The organism is Microbulbifer sp. CnH-101-G, assembly GCF_052466775.1.
In genome coordinates this window covers 4,410,332-4,435,219 of sequence record NZ_CP174292.1, presented here as the reverse complement: position 1 = coordinate 4,435,219, position 24,888 = coordinate 4,410,332, and the positions used below count along the sequence as shown (strand labels likewise).

The window sequence follows — 24,888 nt, the reverse complement described above, 5'->3', positions numbered from 1 at the left end:
GGCGCCAAAGTATAGGCAGCGCCCACGGGAGAGGTGGCCGAATGGTATCTTTGACCCATTGGCCTCAGCGGATCAGCGGCGCCATCGCCAGCTGCTGGATGTGGGGATAGTGTGGTTCACGGAAATTCCCTCTGTGCAGGCGCACAAGTTTACAAATCCCGTATACGGCGGGCAAGAGGTTACCCGCCAGGTTTTTCTCAGGACAAGCTATCGCGCATTGCACCAATCACTTCAGCGTAGTCGGGGGCATTGAAAATCGCAGAACCCGCAACAAAAGTATCCGCGCCGGCGGCGGCAATCTCCGCAATATTGTCGCGGTTGACCCCGCCATCGATTTCCAGGCGAATATCGTAACCAGAAGCATCGATCAGCTGACGCGCCTCACGCAATTTATCCAGGGTGCCCGGAATAAATTTCTGGCCGCCAAAGCCCGGATTGACTGACATCAGCAGAATCATATCCAGCTTGTCCATCACATATTTGGCCGCATCCAGCCCTGTGGCCGGGTTAAACACCAGACCGGCCTTGCAACCGAGGCTGCGAATCAACTGCAGGGAGCGGTCCGGGTGGCGTGAAGCCTCCGGGTGAAAGGTAATATAGCTGGCACCCGCATCGGCAAACATGCGGATCATATCGTCCACCGGCTCCACCATCAGGTGCACATCAATTGGCGCCTCGACACCATGCTTACGCAACGCCTCGCACACCATTGGGCCGATGGTGAGGTTGGGCACATAGTGGTTGTCCATCACATCGAAGTGCACCCAATCGGCACCAGCCGCTAATACGTTGTCCACCTCTTCACCGAGGCGGGCAAAATCAGCGGAGAGAATCGAGGGGGCAATCTTGTAATCTGACATCTTTATTTCCTTCAGTAACTCAATTTTCCGCACTCAGGCGGTAATGCAGGTTTTCCAGGCGCTCGGGGGTGCCCACATCACACCAGTCCCCGGTGTATAAATCCGCCTGTAACTTATCCTCATTAAAGGTGAACACCTCACCAAGGCCGAAGCATTCGCGCATTTTGGGATAGCGGGTCAACACCTCGGGGCGCAGCCAGCTGATGCCGGCAAAGGTATAGCGGGGCTTAGCTGTTCCGGATAACAGGCCATTCTCAATTCCAAAGTCCCCCTCCGGGTTATGCGGGGGGTTGGGCACCATAAGCAGGCGACCGGGGCATTCTTTGGGCAGCGGGCGGGCCACCCACTGGGAAAGGTCGAAGTCACACCAGACATCCCCATTAACCACAAAAAATGGACCCTCTCCCAGCAGCGGCATCGCGTTGAGAATTCCCCCTGCAGTCTCAAAGGGCCGGTCTTCCTGCTCCACAGAATACTGGATATCCAGGCCCCAGCGATTGCCGTTCCCCAGGTAGTCACGAATCATATGACCCAAATGGCCCAGGTTGATCACTACCCGTTGAATTCCTACATCCTGTAATCGCTCCAGTACATGCTCAATCAGAGGTTTGCCTGCCACAGACAACAAAGGCTTGGGGGTTTGGTCAGTAAGAGGGCGCATCCTACGCCCAAAACCTGCCGCCAAGACCATAGCGGTTGTCGGGGCTTTTTCGGTGAGCTGAGTCATTCAATTCATCTATCAGTTTTTATTCGGCTTATCTGAGCTTGTCTCCGGCACAGCGATAATCGCTGTACCAGGGCTGCTGCTCGATCAGCGGGAGCAGCTGTCGCTCAAACCACTGCGCAAACGGCTTGAATTCCTCATAGCGATCAGCAACCTCCAGCACATAGCGTATCACCAAGGGCAGATCCACCAGGTAATTCTGCTTGCCATCGCGCAGCGAAAGGCGTGGAAACAAGCCCAGCACTTTAATGTGACGCTGGAGGCCCATCCAGTCGAACCACTTTATGAACTCTTTCGGGTCTACAGGTTCCAGCACCCCAGCAGCTTCTGCGGTAGCGGCATAGGCCAAAGCCCAGCGCTCGACCCGTTGGCGTGGCCAGCGGATATAGCAGTCCCGTAACAAAGAGACCAAATCGTAGGTGATCGGTCCCCACACTGCATCCTGGAAATCCACGATTCCGGGACGCTCACCACCACGGACCATTAAGTTGCGGCTGTGGTAGTCCCTATGCACCAGGGTTTGCGGCTGGCTCGCGGCACTTTCCAATAACTGTTGAAAGGTATCTTGCAACAGGCAGTTTTCCGCTTCATTTAGGGAGTAGCCTAGTAATTTGCCTACCAGCCACTCGGGCATAATACGCATCTCTGTCAGCAACAATTCCTGGCTATAGTCCGGGAATAAACCCTCTTCACGAGGAATCTGCTGGAGACTTAGCAATTCGCTCATTACCTCCGCATAGAGCCCCTCAACACTGTCATGACTCAACACATTGAATAACTGGGTATCACCCAGGTCTTCCAATAGCAGATAGCCATTAGTCGTATCGGCAGCCATCACCATGGGCGCGTGAACGCCATTGCGCCGCAGATAATCGGCAAGTGCTATAAAGCGAGCTGGATTGGTACGCTCAGGAGGGGAATCAACAGCAATTAATCTGGGCTCGGTAAAAGTACGGAAATAGCGCCGAAAACCTGCATCCCCGGTAAGCTTGGCCAACTCTATTGGTGACTCAGTATCCAAAGCCCTCCCCACCCAACGAGTCAGCGTCTCTCGTCGCAGGTCATCACTCACAATACATCCTTCATTTGCTCTTTGGCCTATAGCTAATTCTTTCTATCGCGGCAGTTTCCCACTTAGCGGCCCACATTGAAACCCTGCCCGGTAAGACGCAGTAACTATCCCCCTGCTACTCACGTACCACCTGTACGGCTATTAACCACTCCTACATTCAAGTAGAATCGGGCGATAATTTTTTGCGCGCCCCGGCTAGATAGCTGTGCACGCATCTGCCGATAAAAGAAACACCAAAGAATAGCCGGAACCTATCGATTGATGCTTGAAGTCTCCCGGTGGCGTCGCCTCGCGCTGGCGATCGCTAAGAATTCACAAGTCCACACTGTTGCGCTCGGCTTGATGGCCGCGGCCCCCCTATGGACCCAGGCGGAGCAGACCGCCCTAGATCCCGAATATAATCCTTACCTCTATCTGGATTGGTTACCCCGCTCAGAGTTGACCCCTGAGGAAAGAGCCAGGATACCGGCAATTTGTACCGGCGCTTTTATTGAGCCGCCCAGAGATTATCCGGATGCGAATCTCCCCCCGGAAGACGCGCCACTGCGTGCTACGGCTGAACAGTCCCACTTGTCAGACGATGGGTCTGCTGAACTGAGTGGCAATGTCCATATCACCCAGGGCTATCGCCAATTATTTGCCGATCAGGTGGAACTCAATCGCCAGACCAACACCGCTTATCTGAGCGGCGCTATCGAACTGCGTGAACCCAATTTACTGGTTCGAGGCGCCACCGCCGAGGTGCACACCGACACCGAGGCCGCCTCCATTGAGGACGCGACTTATGTGGTGCACAACGAGTTTATCCATGGCGATGCGGTTCAAGTTGCTCGCCAAACCAGTGGCGAATTGACCCTTACCGATGGCACCTATACCCGCTGTGAGCCAGGTCGAGCCTTCTGGCGCCTGAGTGGCGGTGAAATCAATATCGATCAAGTGGAAAGCCAGGGAACAGCGCGGGATGTACGCCTGGAGATACTGGATGTCCCCGTGCTCTACTTCCCTTATTTTCGCTTCCCCGTGGGCGATGCGCGCATGTCGGGCTTCCTTTTTCCTTCTCTAAGCAACAGCGAAAAGAATGGCTGGGACTTGTCTGTTCCGTATTACTGGAACATCGCCCCGGAGATGGATGCGACCATCACACCCCGCTATATCCAGTACCGAGGCACTGGCCTGGAGGTGGAATTCCGCCACCTGAGCCCCATGTTCAACACGGAAATCCGTGTCGCGGACCTCCCTGACGACAAGGGCGGTAACAGTGACCTTGCGCAAGAGTTGATCGACCGAGGCTTCCCACAGGACCTGGTCCTGCCCTACAAAGGTGAAGATCGATGGTTGGTAAACCTCGAACAGCAGGGCGGTTATAGCGGAAGTATCTGGCGTACCGATATCGACTACACCAAAGTCAGTGATCCCGACTATTTCCGGGATTTAAGTACTACCAACCTTGATATCAACGCGGAAACCCAGGTAAGCCAGAAAGCCCAGGGTAGACTGACTTTCGAAAACTGGGCAATCACCCTTCGCGCCCAGGATTACCAAGTATTGGAAAATGATCGCTTCGACACTTTTGCCCAACTACCCAGGCTGGATGTGGACGGCAATTACCGCTGGGGAGAATGGCAGCTAGCCTTACAAAATGAAGCTACGGTATGGAGACATCAAGATACGCAGACAATTAGGTTTATTCGAGATATTGATGATCCCGATAGCGTCACCACAAGCACAAAAGACTTTGTTACTGCGGACCGCCTCCGTCTGGACTATGAGCTTTTTTGGGATAAAGAGTGGCTGTGGGGCTACTTTAAACCTGGATTAGCTGGCCGCTATCTAGGTTACCAAGTCAGTGATACCTTCCTGCCAGAAGGCGCGAACGACACTCCCAGTGCTTCCGCCGCCCAAATCACCCTGGACACCGGCCTCTACTTCGAACGAGATGGCTTCGCCTTTAACCGCGATTACATTCAGACCCTGGAGCCCCGCCTGTACGGACTACTCAGTAGTAATGCTAATCAGGAGGATTTCTTCGATATTACCGGTGATGACATCAACGACGTAGGCCCCATCGACCCTCAAAGTAACAACCTACTTTACGATACCTCGCTGTTCACCTTCAGTTACGACCAGCTGTTCCGCCATAGTCGCTTTACCGGTAATGACCGTATCGATGATGCAAGCAGAGTTGCATTAGGACTGACCACTCGCTTTATCGAGCCTATTAGTGGGCGAGATTTGTTATCCGCCAGTATCGGCCAAGTCTTTTACTCCAGTGACACCCAAATTGGTCTGAAGGAGCTTATTGAAGAAACCCCACGCTCAGAACTTGCAGCAAGGCTGGAGAGTCGTCCTATTCAGTCCCTGCGTATTGGCAGCGAACTGGTCTACGATGACACTGAGCACAACGTCAATAGGGGTAACTTTAGCCTGCGCTACTTTGACGATGATGCGCGAATTTTTAACCTCAGCTACTACTATAAGCGCTACAACAACGTCTCATTTATTAATGAGGATGGCATTGAGCAAGACACTCCTACACGCCAGTTGAACGGCTCCGCTGTACTACCTATCAACACCCATACCTCTATAATGGCTGGCGCGGCTTACGATCTATCATTGGATCGGGAACTGGAATACTTGGCAGGCATCGAATATGACGACTGCTGCTACCGGGCACGTCTGGTATGGCGCCGAACCTTGGACAATGACCTAGCCGGTGTCGTTCGAGCTGAAGACCTCCAATACGATGAGGGTGTCTATCTCGAAGTACAATTGAAGGGGTTAGCAGGGTTTGGAGCAACAGTCACCCAGATGCTGACCCAAGGAATTGCCAATTTTGATCAGAGAGAAAAGCTAAAACCGTGATGGAAATAATACAGAAATTTATGCCTAAACTAGGCCTGTCATCCGTTCTGGCTGCCTGCGCCCTGATCGCCGGCACGGTCACAGCTCAAGTACAAACCCTGGACCGGGTAGTCGCTGTTGTCGATGAAGATGTGGTTATGGCCAGTGAGCTAGCCCAGCGCATGAATACTATCGCCAGCCAGATTCAAGCCCAACAGGTCCAGGCACCGCCTGTCGATGTTCTGCGCCGCCAGGTACTCGAACAACTGATCATTGAGCGGTTACAGCTACAGATGGCTTCCCGTGCGGGCGTTACCATCTCTGAAGCCGAGCTAGACCAGGCAATCGCCCGAGTTCAACAAAACGCTAGTGTCAGCCCGGAAGAGTTTCGTCAGCGCCTGCGCGCTGATGGCATGACCATGAAGAGCTTCCGCCAGCAGATCCGCCAGGAGCTGATGATCCGCCGGGTGGAACAGGGCAGCGTCAACCGCCGAATCCAGATCACCGACCAGGACATCGACAATTTCCTACGCTCCAAAGAGGGGGAGTTCTGGAAGTCCCCTCAATACGAGCTGGGCCATATCCTGATCCCGATCAGCTCCAGCGCCCCCGCCAGCGAAGTTACCCAGGCGCGTGAGAAAGCCGAAGAGTTGGTTAAACAGGTCCGCGACGGTACCGATTTCCGTCGCCTGGCAATCGCCAACTCTGCCGGGCAGAATGCCCTTGCCGGTGGCGATTTGGGATGGCGCAAGACCGTGGAGCTCCCCACCCTCTTTGCCGATGCGCTCAACGGCCTCAAAGTCGGTGATGTAACCGAACCCTTCCGCAGTGATGCCGGCTTCCACCTACTCAAGATACATGCGCAAAAAGGCGCCAGTGAGCAACTGGTGGAGCAAACTAAGGTTCGCCATATCCTATTAAAGCCTTCCGCCATCCTTACCGATGATGAGGCCTATAACAAGCTTGTGGCCATGCGCGAAGAGGCGATGACCAGCGATAATTTTTCTGAACTCGCCCGCGAGAATTCAGAAGATATTGGCTCTATGCTATCCGGCGGCGATCTCGGATGGTCTATGCCTGGGCAGTTTGTGCCGGAGTTTACCCAGGCCATGAAGACCACCGGCATCGGCGAAATCAGTCTGCCATTTCGCAGCCAGTTCGGCTGGCATATCCTAAAGGTGGAGGGTCGACGTAAACAGGACATGACCGATCAGTACATCCGCAACCAGGCCTCGAACCTCCTACGAAACCGCCGCTATGAAGAAGAGCTGCAAAATTGGCGCCGGGAAATTCGAGACCAGGCTTATGTAGAGATCAAATTGACAGATAAGAAGGAAGAGGACTCCGAAGAAGAAGCGCAATAAGAGCGCTTTCTGAGATCTCTTAAACCGGGCCAAAGCGCCCGGTTTTTTATTCGTATAAGGTGTGGCCTCTCTATGATACCCAGAATCGCATTAACTCCCGGAGAACCTGCAGGTATTGGCCCGGAGATATGTGTCAAAGTCGCCCAGCAAGGCAGCCCTGCCCAGTTGATTGCCATTGCAGATCCCAGCCTTCTGGAACAAGCTGCCCGCAGACTAGAGCTTCCCCTGCAGCTTCTATCTTTCTCTGAAGATACCCCACTATCAGAAACGGCCCCTGGCAGCCTCTTTATTTTAGAAAGCCCCTTGAAACAGGCTTCCCGGCCAGGAAAGCTGGACATTACCAATGCCGCCTATGTATTAAAGACATTAGAGATAGCCGCAGATGGCTGCCTTAATGGCCGGTTTGACGCTCTGGTGACAGGCCCTGTGCACAAGGGGGTAATTAATGAGGCGGGGTTTCCCTTCAGTGGCCATACCGAATTTTTTGCAGAACGAGCGGGCGTAGCGCAGGTTGTTATGATGCTGGTCGCTCAGAAGCTGCGGGTGGCACTTGTCACTACACATCTGCCACTTAAAGATGTCAGCGCGGCAATAACCGGTGATCGTCTGGAGCTCATTACGGAGATCTTACATCGCGGTCTGCGCGACCAATTCCGCATCGATTCACCCCACATCGGGGTTTGTGGCCTAAACCCCCACGCCGGAGAGGGAGGCCACTTGGGCAGGGAAGAGATTGAAGTGATTGAACCTGCACTTGAAAAACTGCGCGGTCGTGGGCTCCATCTGACCGGCCCACTGCCGGCGGATACGCTGTTTACCCCTCCTCAGTTAGAAAATTTCGATGCGGTACTTGCTATGTACCACGATCAGGGGCTGCCGGTGTTAAAATTTCACGGCTTCGGCAAAGCCGTAAATATTACGCTGGGCTTGCCTTTTATTCGCACCTCGGTCGACCACGGCACAGCTCTGGACCTGGCTGGTAGCGGCAAAGCCAGTTGCGGTAGCCTTGCAGCTGCCCTATCCCAGGCAATTGAACTGGCGCAACTACAGCACGCTAGACGATAGCAGCCTATATAAGCCTCATACCACTTTTAGAATTGCAGATTAATTAATGGACAATTTTTTCCAACACAAGGCACGCAAGCGTTTCGGCCAGAATTTTTTGGTCGATGGGAATATTATCGAGCGTATTGTTCGCTCTATAGCTCCTAAAGAAACCGATAAATTAGTTGAGATTGGTCCAGGCCAAGGTGCTATTACCGAACTACTCCTACAACGCTGCCCCTCACTCACTGCCGTGGAACTGGATAGGGATCTAATTCCCATGTTGGAATTTAAGTTCAGGGATTATCCAGATTTCAAGATTATTGAGCGGGACGCATTGAAATTTGATTTTGGTGAGTTTGCCGCGGAGCGCCCTCTGCGTATCGTTGGTAATCTACCCTACAATATTTCGACACCTCTTTTATTTCATCTGCTCAGTTTCAAAGGCAAAGTGCAGGACATGCACTTTATGCTGCAAAAAGAAGTCGTCGATCGCCTCGGAGCAAGTCCCGGAACAAAATCCTATGGACGCCTCACCGTCATGGTTCAGTATTACTGCCGTGTACAAGGGCTATTCCCAGTGCCCCCGCAATCCTTCAGGCCAGCCCCTAAAGTTGAATCGGCTATTGTCCGACTGATCCCCCATAGTGAAATCCCCTATATGGCGGAAGATGAAAAGCTACTGGAACGAATCGTTAATATCGCTTTTCAACAGCGCCGGAAAACTCTGCGCAACGCACTAAAACCCCTGTTCCCTGCACTTGACCATGAGCAACTGCCAGTAGACGCGAGCCGCCGCCCAGAAACATTAAGTGTGCAAGAATTTGTACAATTGTCGAATTACTGCGCAAAGCTTGGGCAACAATAAGCAAGCTAGACCTCGGGGGATAAGAGTTTGGCCACTTATGCTATTGGCGATATTCAGGGCTGTTTCGAATCTTTAAAACGCCTACTGAAAAAAATCCATTTTCGCTTTGACCGTGACAAGTTATGGATTGCCGGAGATTTGGTTCACCGTGGTGAAGACAGCTTGGGCACCTTGCGATTTCTCTATGAGCATCGTCAGCAAGTCACTGCAGTTCTCGGCAATCACGATCTGCATCTATTGGCACTGGCGCATGGCGCCAAGCACCTGGCAGACAAAGAGCAAGACCTCGCAAAAATTCTTAGGGCAAAAGATTCTGACCGTCTATTAAGCTGGCTACAGACTCTCCCCTTACTGGTGCATAAAAAGGGGTATACCATGGTCCACGCCGGCATCCCCCCCATCTGGAGTATCACCAAAGCACAGAAACTATCACGCGAAGTCGAACTTGCTCTCTCAGACGAAGCAATGGCAAAAGCTTTTTTTTATGGTATGTACGGTAACGAGCCCCACTGCTGGAGTGATCATCTAATCGGCATTGAGCGGCTCCGCTCTATTACTAATTACTTCACACGAATGCGCTTTTGCAAAGAGGATGGCACCCTCGACCTTGTTACCAAGCGCGGACCACAAGCATCTCATGGGGATTACAAGCCTTGGTTTAGTTTCCCTGATAGAAAAACCAAAAATGACAAAATAATTTTTGGCCATTGGGCCGCCCTTGAAGGCAGAGCTGATACCGAAAACATTTACGCTTTGGATACAGGCTGTGTTTGGGGTGGATATCTCACGGCCATGCGACTAGGCGATGAAGAGTTCTTTTGTACCGACTGTAGCCTGTAAAGTTCAAAAGAGTATACTTCAGGCCATGCCCTTGGGAGGGTAAAACTTTAACGCCTTCTCCTTCAAAGCTTACAACCGGTCAGAGTCTTTATTTTTCATAATTCGGAATAGTAACCAGTCTACCCCCTATTGAAGGAACAAAATGTTTGAGAGCCTAGAATTACCTAAGAACCTTTTCCTCTCTACTTACAACACTATTGATATCTGCTTAATTTACCAACCCAGCCCTAGCAGAACTCGACAAACTCAGCAACACCATTCCTAAGAAAGCTAATAGGGGAGCCAAAACAATACGTCCATTTTTATTAAGTGAAAGTAAAACGAGCATTGCTATAGCGAGTATATAAAGCAAAAAATAGGCTACCAATTCAAACCCATTTATTACGATGATTAGTAGTACCCCGGGAATAGCTACCAGAAGACTCTTCAAGTACTCCTGAATTAAAATCATTCCCTCACTGCAGGAATTAATCATCATCCAAAATCTGACCTGGGCTTCACCCTTAAGAATGGAATTAATTGTAAAGGCAAGAAATATTGCTGAACCTACCACCAGCGCAATACGTAAGGCAATCAGCAAACTCGCAGTTGTCAATGCATAGCAATAAATGGTGATCGCCAATGCCATCAGCAATCTGTATACTAAACGCGCACTCTTTATATTAAATGGCTTTAACCAAGCAAAAAAAACTTGTCCATATCTGAGAACTCCTAAAGTAAAAAAAGAGAGCATTTGGAAGATACAAAATAGAGAAAGCCAAAAGAGATATTCGAAGAGACTGAATGACTCGTCCAGGTACCACAAAACTAAAAGGGGTAGCAGCCATACCCCCCAAAAGAATGGATTATATTTTAACTGAACCAAGCAGAGAGATTTAACCAGCTCTTCAACATTAAAAAAGCTTAGGTACCAATTTAATTCTGCTTTTACCGGCGACAGTAAAATACCTGAAAAAGCAAAAACAAAGTGTATTACTAATAGTATAAAGAGAGAAACGTCTACAGTCTCACCCTCTCCTGTCAATAACAAGCTTACAGGGAGGTGGATCACAAGCATTGCAGGGGCCAATATAGAAGCTAGCCCTATTAACAACCATCGATTTGCTTCAATCCAACTTTTAAGTCTGTGTACAAATCCTGCTGACAACAAATCCTGTACAGAGACCTTCATAATGTAATCTCCGCCTCCCCTGCTGAAAAGGAAACCTCACTATGACTCGTATAAACAAGCATTCCGGAATAATCTGATAGATGCCCTACTAAAGCTTCCCTAGCCTTCTTATCCAGAGCATTGAAAGGCTCATCTAACAATAGGGCTCCCCGTTCTTTACGTAAGGAACAAACTATGGCTACCTTTCTTTTTTGCCCTTCGGATAGATCTGTAACTCTTGTGCAAGAATGAATATTGCACAGAAATTCTTCTTCAAAGTTTTTCAATCGGCTAGAAATTGGAGTTTGACAAGCAGACAAAATCTCTTTAACGGATAAATATTCAGGAAGTAAAATTGCATTTGAAAATACTCCACACATTCTTCTCCTGCCAGACCTTCTTCTTTCTCCAAGAATGTTAATTCTACCGGATGAAATAGGAATCAGACCTGATATCCCTAACAAGAGACTTGTTTTTCCTGAGCCATTGCGCCCAGATACTTTTATTATCTGACTAGTAGTTGAGAAGCTAAAATCTGTAACAATTCTTTTTGCTCCCCTATGAATACTTAAGCTATCAAGTAACAATCTATTCAATGCGTCTTCACTCCCTAAAGAAGAATCATCCTCAATAACAGGAAGTAAAGACTTTTTAAAAGATTAATAGTTCCGCAAAAACTGGTGAGAGATTAAAGCAGTGGTCCCCTCCCATTGCTCAGATTTCACTCAGAAAAGAGTGTTACTTAGTCTCGTAACCATTTGGATTTTGGGACTGCCAACGCCAAGTGTCTTCGACCATTCGCTCCAAGCTATACTCAGCCTTCCAGTCAAGTTCACTCTCCGCCAACGCAGAATCTGCATAACATTCAGCAACATCTCCTGGGCGACGTGGTGCAACTTTATAGGGTATAGGTTTGCTGCTAGCAGCCTCAAATGCTCGCACTACTTCCAATACAGAACTTCCTTTACCCGTACCAAGGTTGTAGGTATAGCACCCCACTTGAGTTGAGGCTTTACTCAGCATGTTCAATGCAGCCAAGTGGCCTCGAGCAAGATCTACCACATGGATATAATCTCTAACACCGGTACCATCTACCGTGGGATAGTCATCTCCGAAGACCTGTAGGAATGGCCGCCGCCCCACAGCAACCTGAGAAACATAGGGCAGCAAGTTATTAGGTATCCCACTAGGATCCTCACCAATTCGACCACTCTCATGAGCACCGATTGGATTAAAGTAGCGTAGAAGGCTAATTTTCCACTGGCTAGCTGGCGCAGCGCAGATATCCTTCATTATATTCTCAACCATCAGCTTACTTGAGCCATAAGGGTTTGTGGCGCCAGTAGGAAATCCCTCAAGAATTGGTACCGTTTCCGGATCACCATAAACCGTGGCTGATGAACTGAAAATAATTTTTTTAACGTCAAATTCCTCCATCACGTCCATTAGATCTAGGGTACCAGCAACATTATTTTGGTAATAACGCAGAGGTTGGCTTACAGACTCTCCCACTGCTTTAAGCCCAGCGAAATGAATTACTGCCTCTATGTTGAAATCTACAAATACTTGGCGAAGCCCATGTTTATCAGAAATATCCAGATCGAAGAAAGGTAACTCTTTACCGGTGATCAACTCTACTCGTTGCAAAGCCTCACGGTTGCTATTGGACAGATTATCCACGACAACTGGCTGTAAACCTGCCGACAATAATTCTACGCAGGTATGACTACCAATATAACCAGCACCGCCAGTCACTAAAATCGCCATTTCAACTCCTCTCAAATCTGTACACTTCCCGTTTGCCTTAAGTAAAAACTAAAACTGCCATTAAATTCAACCTTTCCGGACGCTAATCCCGTGCCGTATTGAACCAGAAAGCTATGCTGGAGAAGCCGGGACTGTTTCATCGGACTCGGGGAAGAACAAGGTTAGCAACGGCGATAATGAATAGTGCTTTATGCCGGGCAACTCTCTAGCAAGGAATGACTGGATAACCGCCAACCACCCACTTTGTGGAACGAGCAGCACATACAGTCTTCAAAACAACTAGTCAGTGCTCTGATTCCAAATGATAAGCAGGACGCTGGACTCTGCCCACCAGGCTACAGGGAGGTAAATATTATGACAATTTTTAATCACTACCTGGAAAGATACGAGTCAATCCAGGATGAAGAGCTCAGTATCCAAGAATACCTGGAACTCTGTAAGACGGACCGCAGCGCCTATGCTTCTCCCGCTGAGAGGATGTTGATGGCCATTGGCGAGGCAGAACTGATTGATACCTCTCGCGATCCCCGTCTATCACGTATTTTCTGTAATAAAGTTATTAAGCGTTACAAAGCCTTCAGCGAGTTCTATGGTATGGAGGAGGCCATAGAGCAGATCGTCTCATTCTTCCGCCATGCAGCTCAGGGCTTAGAAGAGAAAAAGCAAATTCTCTATTTACTAGGACCTGTCGGTGGCGGCAAGTCCTCCCTAGCGGAGCGCCTCAAAGCGCTTATGGAGCAGGTCCCCATATACGCGATCAAGGGCTCCCCGGTTTTTGAGTCTCCACTTAGCTTGTTCTCTCCGAATGAAGATGGTCGCATCCTTGAGGAGGATTACGGCATTGCAAGACGCTATGTAAATACCATCATGTCTCCCTGGGCGGTTAAGCGCCTACATGAATTCAAAGGTGACATAAGTAAATTCAGAGTAGTGAAAATCCGTCCATCGATCCTCGATCAAGTTGCTATTTCTAAAACAGAGCCCGGTGATGAAAACAACCAGGACATTTCCTCGTTAGTTGGCAAAATTGATATTCGAAAGCTTGAGGATTACCCTCAAAATGACCCAGATGCCTACAGTTTCTCAGGCAGTCTTTGCCGTGCCAACCAAGGTCTGATGGAATTTGTGGAGATGTTTAAGGCTCCAATTAAGGTTCTCCATCCACTGCTTACCGCAACCCAGGAGGGTAACTACAACAGCACAGAAGGACTTGGATCGATACCATTTAATGGAACTATTCTCGCTCACTCCAATGAGTCTGAGTGGCAGTCCTTCCGGAATAATCGGAACAATGAAGCATTTCTTGACCGAATTTACATTGTAAAAGTGCCCTATTGCGTACGGGTTCATGAAGAAATCAGGATTTATCAAAAGCTTTTGGAAAATAGCTCCCTATCAAAAGCCCCTTGTGCGCCGGACACCTTAAGAATGCTGGCTCAGTTTTCCGTACTCTCACGTGTTAAAAACCCAGAGAACTCCAGCCTCTACTCAAAAATGCGTATCTATGACGGAGAAAATCTCAAAGATACCGATCCAAAAGCGAAAACCATCCAAGAATACCGGGATAATGCCGGTGTCGATGAAGGCATGAATGGGTTATCTACCCGCTTTGCCTTCAAAATACTTTCCAAAGTTTTCAATTTTGATGCCACAGAAGTGGCGGCCAATCCAGTGCATTTACTCTATGTTTTGGAACAACAAATCGAACAAGAACAGTTCCCTCCGGAAATACAGGAAAATTATCTCGGTTTTATTAAGGAATACCTAGCGCCTAGATATGTAGAATTTATCGGCAAGGAAATCCAGACCGCCTATCTTGAATCTTACGCCGAATATGGACAAAACTTATTTGATCGATACGTTACCTATGCCGACTTCTGGATCCAAGATCAGGAATACCGGGATCCTGAGACAGGTGAAATTCTTGACCGAGGTGCACTAAATGAGGAGCTGGAGAAAACAGAAAAACCTGCAGGCATTTCCAATCCAAAAGACTTCCGCAATGAAATTGTCAATTTTGTTCTACGCGCTCGAGCCAATAACCAAGGAAAAAACCCAGACTGGCGCTCCTATGAAAAACTACGCGCCGTCATTGAGAAAAAGATGTTCTCCAACACAGAGGACCTCCTACCAGTAATTTCCTTTAACACTAAGGCCTCAGCGGATGACAAACGCAAGCACGCGGACTTTGTTGCCCGTATGGTGGAACGTGGCTATACAGAGAAACAGGTTCGACTGTTATCAGAGTGGTATCTGCGAGTGCGTAAATCACAGTAAGTGGATTTGTTAAGGTTAATGTCAGCGACTCTCAAATATATAAACGAGAGTATTTCTCTCTCTGTAGAGTCGACAAGCTACAACTACTTAGGGCTCCTATCGGAGCCCCAATAGCCAGAACGAGTATTTCTGAATAAATTGCTTGGTGGCCTTTGCCAGATGGTTTTATTCAGACTAAAGGCAGAAATATGAGCTACATCATCGACCGCCGCCTAAATGGGAAAAAGAAAAGTACTGTCAATCGCCAGCGTTTTTTAAGGCGTTATAAGGCCCATATTAAAAAAGCTGTTGGCGACGCCATGAACAGCCGCTCCATCATGGATATGGATAAGGGCGAACGTATCAGTATTCCCACCCGAGATATCAGCGAACCACTATTTTCCCATGGTAATGGTGGACATACTGAACGGGTTCTTCCCGGCAATAAAGAATTTACCGCAGGAGATCGTATACCTCGTCAGCCCCCTAAAGGTGGCGATGGTAATGGTGGCGGTGCCAGTGATAGCGGCGAGGGTGTCGATGACTTTGTCTTCCAGATTTCCCAGGAAGAGTTCCTGGACTTTATGTTCGAAGGATTACAGCTGCCCAATATGATCAAACGGCGACTCGCCGGCAATGAGTCCTTTCAAGTGGTTCGGGCAGGAATCAGTAACGAAGGCACTCCTGGTCGCCTTAATGTTATTCGCTCCCTTAGAGCCGCCCATGCACGCCGTATCGCCTTAACCAGCAGTAAAAGAAGACATATCCGCAATCTAGAAGAATCTCTGGAGCTCGAAGAGCAAAAAGAGTCCGCTCTGCGTGATCAACGCAAGATAGAAGCTCTAAAAAGTGAAATTAACGAGTTGCGGAGGCGAGTTGGTCGGGTGCCATTCCTCGATGATTTTGATCTGAAATATAACTTGCTAATCCGGCAGCCTAAACCACGCTCACGTGCGGTGATGTTCTGCCTTATGGACGTATCTGGCTCCATGAATCAGGCCACCAAGGATATGGCCAAACGCTTTTTCCTATTGCTCTACCTTTTCTTGCAACGCAGTTATGAATACACAGAAGTCGTATTTATCCGCCACCATACCAGTGCAAAGGAAGTGGACGAGGAGGAATTTTTCTACTCCCGCGAGACCGGAGGAACCATTGTTTCCAGCGCTTTAAAGCTAATGAGACGAATTATGCGGGAGCGCTACCCGGACAGTGAATGGAATATCTACGGCGCCCAAGCTTCCGATGGCGATAATTGGAATGATGACTCCAGCACCTGCCATCGCATCCTTATCGACGACATCATGCCCCATGTACAGTATTACTCTTATGTGGAGATCACCCCTAGAGACCACCAGGCCCTATGGGAAGAGTATGAAAGTGTCCGCGCACTGTTCCCCAATCACTTCGCAATGGAGCAAATTGTGGATGTGCAGGATATCTACCCTGTATTCCGTCAACTGTTCAGCCAGAAGGTAACCGCTCGATGCTAGACACATTTGCCAGCGGTAACGACTCGCAAAAACCAGAGTCTGTAAACCCTATCTCTACCACCTCAGAGTGGACTTTTGAGTTAATCCAGGAATATGACCGCGCTATCGGCGAACTAGCTGACGAATTCGGCCTGGATACTTATCCCAATCAAATTGAGGTAATTAGCTCTGAGCAAATGATGGATGCCTACTCATCGGTAGGTATGCCAGTGGGCTACAACCACTGGTCATTCGGCAAGCAATTTATCAGCGTTGAAAATAATTATCAGCGTGGGCTAATGGGGCTCGCTTACGAAATTGTTATCAATTCTAACCCCTGTATCGCTTATCTCATGGAAGAAAACACTATGACGATGCAGGCCCTAGTCATTGCTCACGCCTCCTACGGGCATAATTCTTTCTTCAAGGGAAATTACCTTTTTCGCTCCTGGACCGATGCCAGTAGTATTATCGATTACTTGATTTTCGCTAAAAATTACATTTCCCGCTGCGAAGAGCGCCATGGTCTTGATGAGGTCGAGGCCGTACTGGATTCCTGTCACGCTTTGATGAATTACGGCGTTGACCGCTATAAACGACCGTACCCCATCTCTGCTATCGAAGAAGAGCGCCAGCAACAGGAGCGTGAGGAGTATCGACAACGGCAACTAAACGATCTCTGGCGAACGATCCCAAAACTAGGGGACGGCGCTGAAGAATCCAATGAAAAACGTTTTCCGGAAGAGCCCCAGGAAAACATCCTCTACTTTATTGAGAAAAATGCTCCCCTACTCGAGGGCTGGCAAAGGGAATTGGTACGTATCGTACGCAAGCTCGCACAGTATTTTTACCCACAGCGTCAGACTCAGGTAATGAACGAAGGCTGGGCCACTTTCTGGCACTACACACTACTGACAGAGCTCTACCGGCGTGGTCGTGTCACGGAAGGCTTTATGATCGAGTTTTTACAAAGCCATACCAATGTGATTTATCAACCCAGTTTTGACAGCCCTTATTACAACGGTATCAACCCATACACTCTGGGTTTCAGCATATTCAGTGATCTCAGGCGTATCTGTGAAGACCCTACCGATGAAGACCGTCGCTGGTTTCCAGATATTGCTGGGAGTAATTGGCGAGAAACACTGCAGTTTGCCATGCGCGATTTCAAGGACGAGAGCTTTATTCTGCAGTTTCTCTCCCCAAAAGTAATGCGTGATATGAAACTCTTTTGTATCAGTGACAACGACCAGGAAAATGAAATTGTTGTCAGCGCAATCCATGACGACAGCGGCTACCGACAGTTGCGGGAAAACCTTGCTGGCCAATATAATTTAGGTAACCGGGAGCCTAATATCCAGGTTTACTCTGTAGATACCCGGGGAGACCGCTCACTCACCCTAAACCATACCCAACATCGCCGCCGTCCACTGGGCAAAGAAACACCAGAAGTTTTACGGCACCTGCACAGGCTTTGGGGTTTTGATATTCACCTAAACAGTCTCAACGGGGATGAGATTACGGCGAGCTACCACTGCCCTGAACAGGGCCGCGACAGGCAGGAGGGAGAAGAGGAGTCAATGCTTATTCCAAAACCCATCTGAACCTTTACAGGGGAGCTTTTTAAAAGAGCTCCCGTGCAATGGGGCAGATGACCAGGAATAAATCTAAGCAGAAAAGCTTTGCTTAGTGATCGGCCTCTAATAACAGTCTAGCTTTAGCAGCCAATTCACCGCGCTCCTCACGATGAGCCAGAAGGGCATCCGCTCCCGCATCCAGCCAGCGCGCTTTATCCAGATCTTCTTCGGCGGCTACAACGAGGATACCCAAGTTGCTGTACTCACTGCGCGATCTCAGGTAATCCAGTACCAGGAACCCCCCATCGCCCACCAGGGCGGCATCAACTACCAACAGCGCCGGCTTGGCATTAGCCATTAAAATGCCTGCGGAGAAGCTGTCACCAGCTACCTCAATTTCACAGCCAATATTTTTCAGCGCCTGCAGGCCTGAAGAAGTCAGCTCTGGATCTGTTGTCAGCAACAGTACTTTGCGACTGGGTACCGCCAGGTCATTTGGCACCGGCATAGAGTTATCCCGTAGGAAGCCCACGAAGTCCTCTACACAAATACGATGGTCGCCCCGCCCCGGAAGTTTGTATGCCTTGAGCTGCCCCCGCTCAATCCAGCGAATCACCGTTCGGAAATTGACCCCACAATACCGAGCCGCTTCCCCGGTGGTTAGCACATGTAGTTCGCTCATATTTATTCTCCCCAACAACTGCAGTCCTTGACGGCCAGGTCAACCTCACGAGCCCCGACTCCTTCCCCCGAAGCCAGGCGCGAAATTATCCTGCCCAACAGGATCGCCCCTATAAATTATGCTGTTCAATGCTGCAAAACCAGCCCGAAATTCGGTCCATGTATCTAGTTAACGAACAGCGAAACAACCCCCTCAAAAAATACTAAAAGATATAGTTGACAGGTATGACAGGTCTCATAGAATGACCCCAGATTTAGCGGTACATCTGTGTCGCCAGATCCTCTCCAGCGGGCATGGCCGGCAAGTCAGTTATCCCGCTATTGGCAATTAGATGTTTGCTAAGCGAATACCCTAAGACCCTGGGCCCCCTTGTTTTTTCGGGGCCTTTTTTTTATCTTGCCCAAATCCCAGTCTTTACTTCCCACCTAATATTGTCCCCCAAGTAGTTGGTGGACTGTGCCGGAACCAATGGATTTATGGCAGTGCAACCCCTTTTCAAAGAATCACTTTCTCCGGTAGTGGAGAGTTTCACTTGAAGATTTACCTTGTTGGCGGCGCGGTTCGTGACAAACTGCTCAACCGTCCAGTAACAGAACGCGACTGGGTAGTGGTGGGCACCGATGTTGAGCATATGCGTAGCCTTGGCTACAGCCCAGTGGGGAAAGATTTCCCGGTTTTTCTGCATCCACAAACCGGGGAGGAGTACGCCCTTGCCCGTACAGAATGTAAAAGCGGGCACGGCTACGGCGGTTTCACGGTCAATGCCACAGCGGATATTACTCTGGAGGAGGACCTGCTGCGCCGTGACCTCACCATCAACGCCATGGCCGAGACAGAAGACGGGGAGCTAATCGACCCCTACAAAGGTCAGGAAGACCTGCAGGCCCGCCTGTTACGCCACGTATCCCCGGCCTTCGCAGAGGACCCTTTGCGTGTATTGCGAGTAGCCCGGTTTGCGGCGCGTTATCATCACCTTGGGTTTACTGTCGCCGACGAAACCATGGCCCTAATGCGGCAGATGGTAGAGGCCGGCGAGGTTGAATATTTGGTGGCCGAGCGAGTATGGAAAGAGGTCAGCCGTGCTTTAACTGAACCAGACCCCGATATTTTTATCCGTGTACTACGGGAGTGCGGAGCCCTATCCATCCTGCTTCCTGAGTTGGAAAACCTATTCGGCGTCCCCCAACCTCCCAGACACCACCCCGAGGTAGATACTGGCGAGCATGTTTTATTGGCTCTCCACACTGCCCCCGCCGAGCTGCCAGTGCGCTTCGCCGTCTTGCTACACGACTTGGGTAAAGGCCTCACTCCCGATGAAACCCTCCCCAGTCATACCGGTCATGAGTCCGCCGGAGTTCCCCTGGTGCAGGCTGTCTGTGAGCGCTGGCGCACCCCAAAGGAACTGACTGCTCTGGCCATCGGTGTCTGCCAATACCACCTGCATTGCCACAGGGCCTTCGAATTGCGCCCACAGACCATTATGAAAATGATCCGCAGTCTGGATGCCCTGCGACGTCCAGAGCGATTTGAAAACTTTCTACGCGCCTGTGAGGCAGATGCCCGAGGTCGTGAGGGGCTGGAGAATAGGGATTATCCACAGGTGGACTTTTTACGTGCAGCCCGCGAAGCAGCATCGGCGGTAACTGCCGAGGAGTTGATTAAACAGGGCTACCAGGGTGCGAAGCTGGGGCAGGCACTGGACCGGGAGCGCATCAAGGCAATCGCCAAAGTAAAGGATGACTACATTGCGTAATGTGTTGATTACCGGTGCCGCCGCACGCTTGGGTCGTGCAATTGCCGAAGAGCTGCATAAAGACCACCGGGTTGTTATTCACTATCGCCACTCGGCTGATGCTGCCAAGACCCTGGCAAACGAGCTAAACCAACTCCGACCCAATTCTGCCATAGCCTTACACAGTGAATTGAATAGCGCCGAAGCCTGTTCCAATCTGGCCCGGCGCGCGCAAGAGGCCTGGGGCCGTATTGATGTTCTGGTCAACAATGCCTCAGCATTTCACCCCACACCTGTGGGAAAGGCGACCGAGGAGGATTGGGATCGTCTGGTAGGCAGTAACCTCAAAGCCCCCTTCTTTCTCACTCAGGCCCTGAAAGAAACACTCAGCCAACAGCAGGGCTGCGTTGTTAATATGGCAGATATCCACGCCGAGCGCCCGATGCCCGAGCACACTATTTACTGCGCCGCCAAGGCTGGGTTGGTAATGCTGACAAAAAGCCTCGCGCTGGAGTTAGCGCCCCAGGTCCGAGTCAATGCAGTCGCACCCGGTGCCATTCTTTGGCCAGAGCAAGAGGCAACTAACGAAGTCAAGAAAGCACAAATCACCCAGCGCATTCCTTTGGCCCGAACCGGTGACCCCAGCGATATCGCCAAGACCGTGCGCTTCCTGGTCTGTGACGCCCCCTATATCAACGGCCAGGTTATTGCTGTTGACGGCGGCCGCAACCTCAATATCTAAAACAGTCCAACAACGGGGCTTCACTTCAATTTCACCGGCACTCTGTCAGAATGTTTTGTAACGTCCTCTGCCACAAGAGATTTGCCGGTGCGCTCACTGAAGATATTGCTGATTGAAGATAACCCTACTATCGCCCGCCAGCTTGCCGAATTCCTGCACGCTCAGGGCTGGCAGATAGATTATGCCCACCGGGGCCGCCAGGGTTTACAGCTGGCCCTGGAACAAATCTTCGACCTGATCATTCTCGACCTGGGCCTGCCGGATATGGATGGCTTGGAGGTCTGCGAAAAGATCAAGGCACAAGCGCCAGTTAATATGCCAATTCTGATGTTAACGGCCCGAGATGCTCTCGCAGATAAAGAACGCGGATTTGGTATCGGTGCCGATGACTACTTATGTAAGCCCTTCGAACCAAGGGAACTGATACTGAGATGCCGCGCCCTGGCACGTAGACACCAGCTGCATACCAGTGAAGAAATTAAGGTCGGTGATTTACAGATTAACCAGCGCCAGCAAACGGCCTACCGGGACAAACAACCTCTGCCCCTAACAACTATCGGTTTTCGCATTCTCACTATGCTCGCCCAGGCGTCGCCAGCACCAGTAAGCCGCTCGGCAATCATCCATCATATTTGGGGTGATGAACCCCCAGAAACAGACGCCTTGAAATCCCACATTTATAGTCTTCGCCAAACATTGGATAAGCCTTTCCAGGTTCCTATGTTGAAAACCATCACCAATCTCGGTTATCAGTTGGAAGTTCCCAATGCGCGAAACCAGTAATTTACAGAGGAAGGTCTTCGCTATTTTTGGCAGTTTTACCCTGCTGCTATGCTTGGTGTTTTTTGCCATCTGTATGATGGTGGCCTATGTAGTTGAAGACCATTTACTCGATAATTTATTGGCCGGAGAAGTCCGCTACCTCGAACAGCAGGCAAGACTGACTAATGCGACCCCAGAGCCACGCCTACCCTATTTAACGCTTTACACTGAAAGCAAAGTAATTCCTACTGAACTGCGCACTGCCCTACCAAATCATGCGGAAAAAGTAGAATGGTTTAGTGATACTGAACATCACTTCCATTTACGCAGAGTACATTTTCCGGACAACCATTCCGCCGTTCTCGTAGCTGAAGTCAGTGAATTACTCACTGTCACCCGGCAGTCCTCGCAACTTCTCTGGCTCTTTGCCGGCGCCTGTATCTTGACCCTACTCCTAGCCCTCTACTGTGCTTATCGTATTTCCCGTAAAACCATCGCGCCTGTAGTAACCCTTGCTAAAGCAGTTCAGCAGCAGAGAAACTGCGATTCTCAAATTTCCCTACCTTACAGCAATGAACAAGACGAAATCGGTTATCTCGCAAATACGTTGCAAGATACACTTAACCAGCTAAAGCTTACATTGCGCAGGGAAACCGAGTTTACCCGGGATACAAGCCATGAGTTGCGCACCGGGCTAACCATTCTGAAAAGCACACTGGCTCTCAGTAAAAATCGGGAAATAACTTTAGTTGAGAAAAATGAGCTACTAGAAACTATTACCGGTATGGAAGAAACCGTTAAGACACTACTAGCCCTCGCCCGCTCTGAGTCTCTACAGCCCGAAGATATCCCATTGCGCGCTTTACTAGAGGAGCGTCTTTTAGTTCAACACCAGGTGATTGTACAAAAGCAGTTTATTGTTGATTTAAAGTTAGGGCACAAAGTCAGAGTCCTGGCCAATCGACACCTGGTAAGTCTGCTCTTCGACAACTTAATCAGCAATGCATTACAGCACGCTACTAGCCCTGAGTTGGTTATTAACTATAAGGGGGACACACTCTTTTTTGAGAACGCCACAGACAACCAATTAGATCTAGAAACCTCCCTCTTGCCCGGCCAAAAGAGGGAAGGCAGTGACGGTATTGGTCAAGGCCTTTTCCTGGCCAAGAGAATCTGTGAAGCCTTAAATTGGACCATCTCAATCCAATGTCGAAACAATATTTATCAGTGCGCTCTATCTTTTACACAGTAGCGTTCTAAGATTCAAATTTTTACCGTATGCGCTCGAGGTGCACAGTGAATCGGCATCCATACCTTACACGATCTCGAGCGCAGCTTTTTCTTTCTTCCTAAATAGCAATTACAATCTCACCTGAATTTCACCTTCCACCCCTTATTCTCCTACGAACTCACTAGAAGATTTTCCGTCTGCTACTGCAATTTTGGAGATTAATATGTTGAAGAAAATTGTTATTTCCCTGGTACTGACTTTATCCGTCTTTTTTGGTTTTTTTATTTGGATTAAGGGCCTAATTCCACCCCAAGAGCAGGACTTTTCCACTACGACAGTCAGTGACCTGCCGTATTTACAACAATTACCCAGGGAAAGCCGAGGAAAAATCTTAGCTGTTGTCACCAGTACTGAAGCCATGGGAGATAGTGGCAAGGCAACTGGTTATGAATTAACGGAACTGGCACGCCCCTATTACATCTTCTCAGCCAACGGATTTATTGTCGATGTTGCCAGTCCCAAAGGCGGCAAACCGCCTGCGGTGATCGATAAAGATGATCTGGGGCCTTTCGACTATGCCTTTCTCAATGACCCGGAGGCACAACAAAAAGTCAACAACAGTATTCCTATCGATCAGGTATCAGCAGAGGATTACCAGGCTGTATTTTTTGTCGGCGGTAAAGGCACCATGTTCGATTTCCCCGACAATCCCCATATCCAGTCCCTGGTACGGGACCTCTATAGCAGCGGCAAAATTATCGGAGCGGTATGCCACGGGCCAGCAGCCCTTGCCAATGTCACTCTGGATAATGGCAAGCCCTTAATCGCCGACCGGCAGATCAGTGCTTTTACTAATGAAGAGGAGCTATTTCTTATCCCCGACGCCCAGCAACGATTTCCCTTCCTGCTGGAGGATCGCTTACGCGAGCAAGGCGCGTTTTTTCAGGCTGGGCCCACTTACCTGGAACAAGTCAGCGTGGATGGCCAGCTTATTACCGGGCAAAACCCCTGGTCCACCTGGCTGGCGGCTGAGAGTATGGTAAACGCGATGGGGTATACCCCAGTTCCACGCCAAGTCACTCCGGCGGAGCAGACTGTCAAATTGCTGCTCACTTATGAGCAACACGGCTATACCAAGGCCACAGAGAAATTACAGAAGCTTCAGGAGGAAGGGGGAATAGACCAGCGCCTACTGGCCATGCACGGCGTTGTCTCTGCTATGCGCTGGGAGCCGGGCAGGGCTCTGGACATAATCAGACTGCTGTCCAAGAGCCAGGCTTGATAGAGCCCCTCAAAAAGCCAGCTAGCCAGCCTGCTCTAGGGGCTGGCCATTTTCATCCACAAATAATACATCGCGGATGCTGAGTTTTTGCCCTTGGGCATTCTGCACAGCCACTTCGGAGATAGGCTCACCACTGTTTTTATCGACCAGATGCATCCCATCTTTATTGCCGTTCCAGCGCAGATTCCATTGGCGCAGGGCGATTACCACCGTAAACAGGTCCCGGCCTTTTTCCGTTAAGCGGTACTCATAGCGAGTGCCGTGTTCTCCCGCATCAAAGCGCACCAGCACCTCGTTTTCCACCAGACGGGATAACCGATCCACAAGGATATTTTTGGCGATTCCCAGGTTTCTTTGGAAATCCACAAAACGACGGGTACCCAGCATCGACTGCTTAATTATCAGCAGGGACCACCAGTCTCCCACTTCATTCAGTGCACAGGCCAGGGAACAATCGAGATCATCAAAGCGTTTACGTGACATACCCCTAGTGTACCGGAAAAAGAGTTGCAATACGAAACCAGATATTGAACTCAGCCTCAAAATAAGGTCTTATAACGCAACCATTTTAATTGTGGCCTAGTGGGACCAGTGAGTCCCAGCGTTGAATCGAGCAATTCAG

At 49.8% G+C, this 24,888-nt stretch carries 21 protein-coding genes; 13 read left to right on the top strand and 8 right to left on the bottom strand.

Features of this window, described 5'->3' with window-relative positions:
• Positions 1-197: 197 nt before the first annotated feature.
• The 3 genes from rpe to ACJJID_RS19585 are packed head-to-tail and all read right to left on the bottom strand — an operon-like array spanning position 198 to position 2,656.
• Positions 198-860: a ribulose-phosphate 3-epimerase gene (rpe, locus tag ACJJID_RS19595; protein WP_152451025.1), complete on the bottom strand. Its 663-nt coding sequence runs from the start codon at positions 858-860 to the stop codon at positions 198-200.
• A 19-nt stretch (positions 861-879) separates the two neighbouring features.
• Positions 880-1,587 (bottom strand): nucleotidyltransferase family protein, encoded by a 708-nt coding sequence (locus ACJJID_RS19590; RefSeq protein WP_444920909.1) that lies wholly within the window; start codon positions 1,585-1,587, stop codon positions 880-882.
• Positions 1,588-1,615: 28 nt separating this feature from the next.
• Positions 1,616-2,656: an aminoglycoside phosphotransferase family protein gene (locus ACJJID_RS19585; RefSeq protein WP_444920908.1), complete on the bottom strand. Its 1,041-nt coding sequence runs from the start codon at positions 2,654-2,656 to the stop codon at positions 1,616-1,618.
• 261 nt (positions 2,657-2,917) lie between these two features.
• On the opposite strand from ACJJID_RS19585, the gene ACJJID_RS19580 reads away from it, so the two are divergent.
• From ACJJID_RS19580 to ACJJID_RS19560, 5 genes are all read left to right on the top strand, one after another.
• On the top strand, positions 2,918-5,518 hold the full coding sequence (locus ACJJID_RS19580; RefSeq protein WP_444920907.1) for an LPS-assembly protein LptD: 2,601 nt from the start codon (positions 2,918-2,920) through the stop codon (positions 5,516-5,518).
• A gap of 20 nt (positions 5,519-5,538) precedes the next feature.
• Complete coding sequence (locus ACJJID_RS19575; protein ID WP_444920906.1) at positions 5,539-6,861, top strand: peptidylprolyl isomerase; 1,323 nt, start codon at positions 5,539-5,541, stop codon at positions 6,859-6,861.
• A gap of 72 nt (positions 6,862-6,933) precedes the next feature.
• On the top strand, positions 6,934-7,926 hold the full coding sequence (gene pdxA / locus ACJJID_RS19570) for a 4-hydroxythreonine-4-phosphate dehydrogenase PdxA (RefSeq protein ID WP_444920905.1): 993 nt from the start codon (positions 6,934-6,936) through the stop codon (positions 7,924-7,926).
• A 46-nt stretch (positions 7,927-7,972) separates the two neighbouring features.
• On the top strand, positions 7,973-8,773 hold the full coding sequence (rsmA, locus tag ACJJID_RS19565) for a 16S rRNA (adenine(1518)-N(6)/adenine(1519)-N(6))-dimethyltransferase RsmA (protein WP_444920904.1): 801 nt from the start codon (positions 7,973-7,975) through the stop codon (positions 8,771-8,773).
• A gap of 27 nt (positions 8,774-8,800) precedes the next feature.
• The gene (locus tag ACJJID_RS19560; RefSeq protein WP_444920903.1) at positions 8,801-9,613 is read left to right on the top strand and encodes a symmetrical bis(5'-nucleosyl)-tetraphosphatase; all 813 of its coding nucleotides are present in this window, start codon (positions 8,801-8,803) and stop codon (positions 9,611-9,613) included.
• 208 nt (positions 9,614-9,821) lie between these two features.
• Here ACJJID_RS19560 and ACJJID_RS19555 read toward each other — a convergent pair whose 3' ends face one another.
• From ACJJID_RS19555 to galE, 3 genes are all read right to left on the bottom strand, one after another.
• Positions 9,822-10,784 (bottom strand): hypothetical protein, encoded by a 963-nt coding sequence (locus ACJJID_RS19555; protein ID WP_444920902.1) that lies wholly within the window; start codon positions 10,782-10,784, stop codon positions 9,822-9,824.
• Positions 10,781-11,359, bottom strand: coding sequence for an ABC transporter ATP-binding protein (locus ACJJID_RS19550; protein ID WP_444920901.1), 579 nt, complete (start codon positions 11,357-11,359; stop codon positions 10,781-10,783). The genes ACJJID_RS19555 and ACJJID_RS19550 overlap by 4 nt, the downstream gene beginning before the upstream one ends.
• Positions 11,360-11,501: 142 nt before the next feature.
• On the bottom strand, positions 11,502-12,530 hold the full coding sequence (gene galE, locus ACJJID_RS19545; protein ID WP_444920900.1) for a UDP-glucose 4-epimerase GalE: 1,029 nt from the start codon (positions 12,528-12,530) through the stop codon (positions 11,502-11,504).
• Between the two features lie 354 nt (positions 12,531-12,884).
• Between galE and ACJJID_RS19540 the strand changes: the two genes are divergently transcribed.
• The 3 genes from ACJJID_RS19540 to ACJJID_RS19530 all read left to right on the top strand — a co-directional run bounded on the left by ACJJID_RS19540 (position 12,885) and on the right by ACJJID_RS19530 (position 17,862).
• Positions 12,885-14,807, top strand: a complete 1,923-nt coding sequence (locus ACJJID_RS19540; protein ID WP_444920899.1) for a PrkA family serine protein kinase — start codon at positions 12,885-12,887, stop codon at positions 14,805-14,807.
• 188 nt (positions 14,808-14,995) lie between these two features.
• Positions 14,996-16,279 carry a YeaH/YhbH family protein gene (locus ACJJID_RS19535; RefSeq protein WP_444920898.1) on the top strand — a complete coding sequence of 428 codons (1,284 nt, stop codon included), beginning with the start codon at positions 14,996-14,998 and terminating at the stop codon, positions 16,277-16,279.
• Positions 16,273-17,862 carry a SpoVR family protein gene (locus ACJJID_RS19530; RefSeq protein WP_444920897.1) on the top strand — a complete coding sequence of 530 codons (1,590 nt, stop codon included), beginning with the start codon at positions 16,273-16,275 and terminating at the stop codon, positions 17,860-17,862. Before ACJJID_RS19535 ends, ACJJID_RS19530 begins: the two co-directional genes overlap by 7 nt.
• A gap of 82 nt (positions 17,863-17,944) precedes the next feature.
• Here ACJJID_RS19530 and ACJJID_RS19525 read toward each other — a convergent pair whose 3' ends face one another.
• Positions 17,945-18,517: a helix-turn-helix domain-containing protein gene (locus ACJJID_RS19525; RefSeq protein WP_444920896.1), complete on the bottom strand. Its 573-nt coding sequence runs from the start codon at positions 18,515-18,517 to the stop codon at positions 17,945-17,947.
• Between the two features lie 532 nt (positions 18,518-19,049).
• Here ACJJID_RS19525 and ACJJID_RS19520 point away from each other — a divergent pair.
• The 5 genes from ACJJID_RS19520 (at position 19,050) to ACJJID_RS19500 (ending at position 24,266) form a co-directional block, all read left to right on the top strand.
• Positions 19,050-20,270: a multifunctional CCA addition/repair protein gene (locus ACJJID_RS19520; RefSeq protein WP_444920895.1), complete on the top strand. Its 1,221-nt coding sequence runs from the start codon at positions 19,050-19,052 to the stop codon at positions 20,268-20,270.
• Positions 20,254-20,991 carry a pteridine reductase gene (locus tag ACJJID_RS19515; protein WP_444920894.1) on the top strand — a complete coding sequence of 246 codons (738 nt, stop codon included), beginning with the start codon at positions 20,254-20,256 and terminating at the stop codon, positions 20,989-20,991. The genes ACJJID_RS19520 and ACJJID_RS19515 overlap by 17 nt, the downstream gene beginning before the upstream one ends.
• Positions 20,992-21,078: 87 nt before the next feature.
• The gene (locus tag ACJJID_RS19510) at positions 21,079-21,774 is read left to right on the top strand and encodes a response regulator transcription factor (RefSeq protein ID WP_444920893.1); all 696 of its coding nucleotides are present in this window, start codon (positions 21,079-21,081) and stop codon (positions 21,772-21,774) included.
• Positions 21,758-23,005, top strand: a complete 1,248-nt coding sequence (locus ACJJID_RS19505) for a sensor histidine kinase (RefSeq protein WP_444920892.1) — start codon at positions 21,758-21,760, stop codon at positions 23,003-23,005. The genes ACJJID_RS19510 and ACJJID_RS19505 overlap by 17 nt, the downstream gene beginning before the upstream one ends.
• Before the next feature lie 202 nt (positions 23,006-23,207).
• Entirely contained in the window at positions 23,208-24,266 is a 1,059-nt protein-coding gene (locus ACJJID_RS19500) for a type 1 glutamine amidotransferase domain-containing protein (protein ID WP_444920891.1), read from the top strand.
• Between the two features lie 21 nt (positions 24,267-24,287).
• Here the strand turns inward: ACJJID_RS19500 and ACJJID_RS19495 are convergent, their stop codons facing one another.
• Positions 24,288-24,749, bottom strand: a complete 462-nt coding sequence (locus ACJJID_RS19495) for a winged helix-turn-helix transcriptional regulator (protein WP_444920890.1) — start codon at positions 24,747-24,749, stop codon at positions 24,288-24,290.
• Between the last annotated feature and the right edge of the window lie 139 nt (positions 24,750-24,888).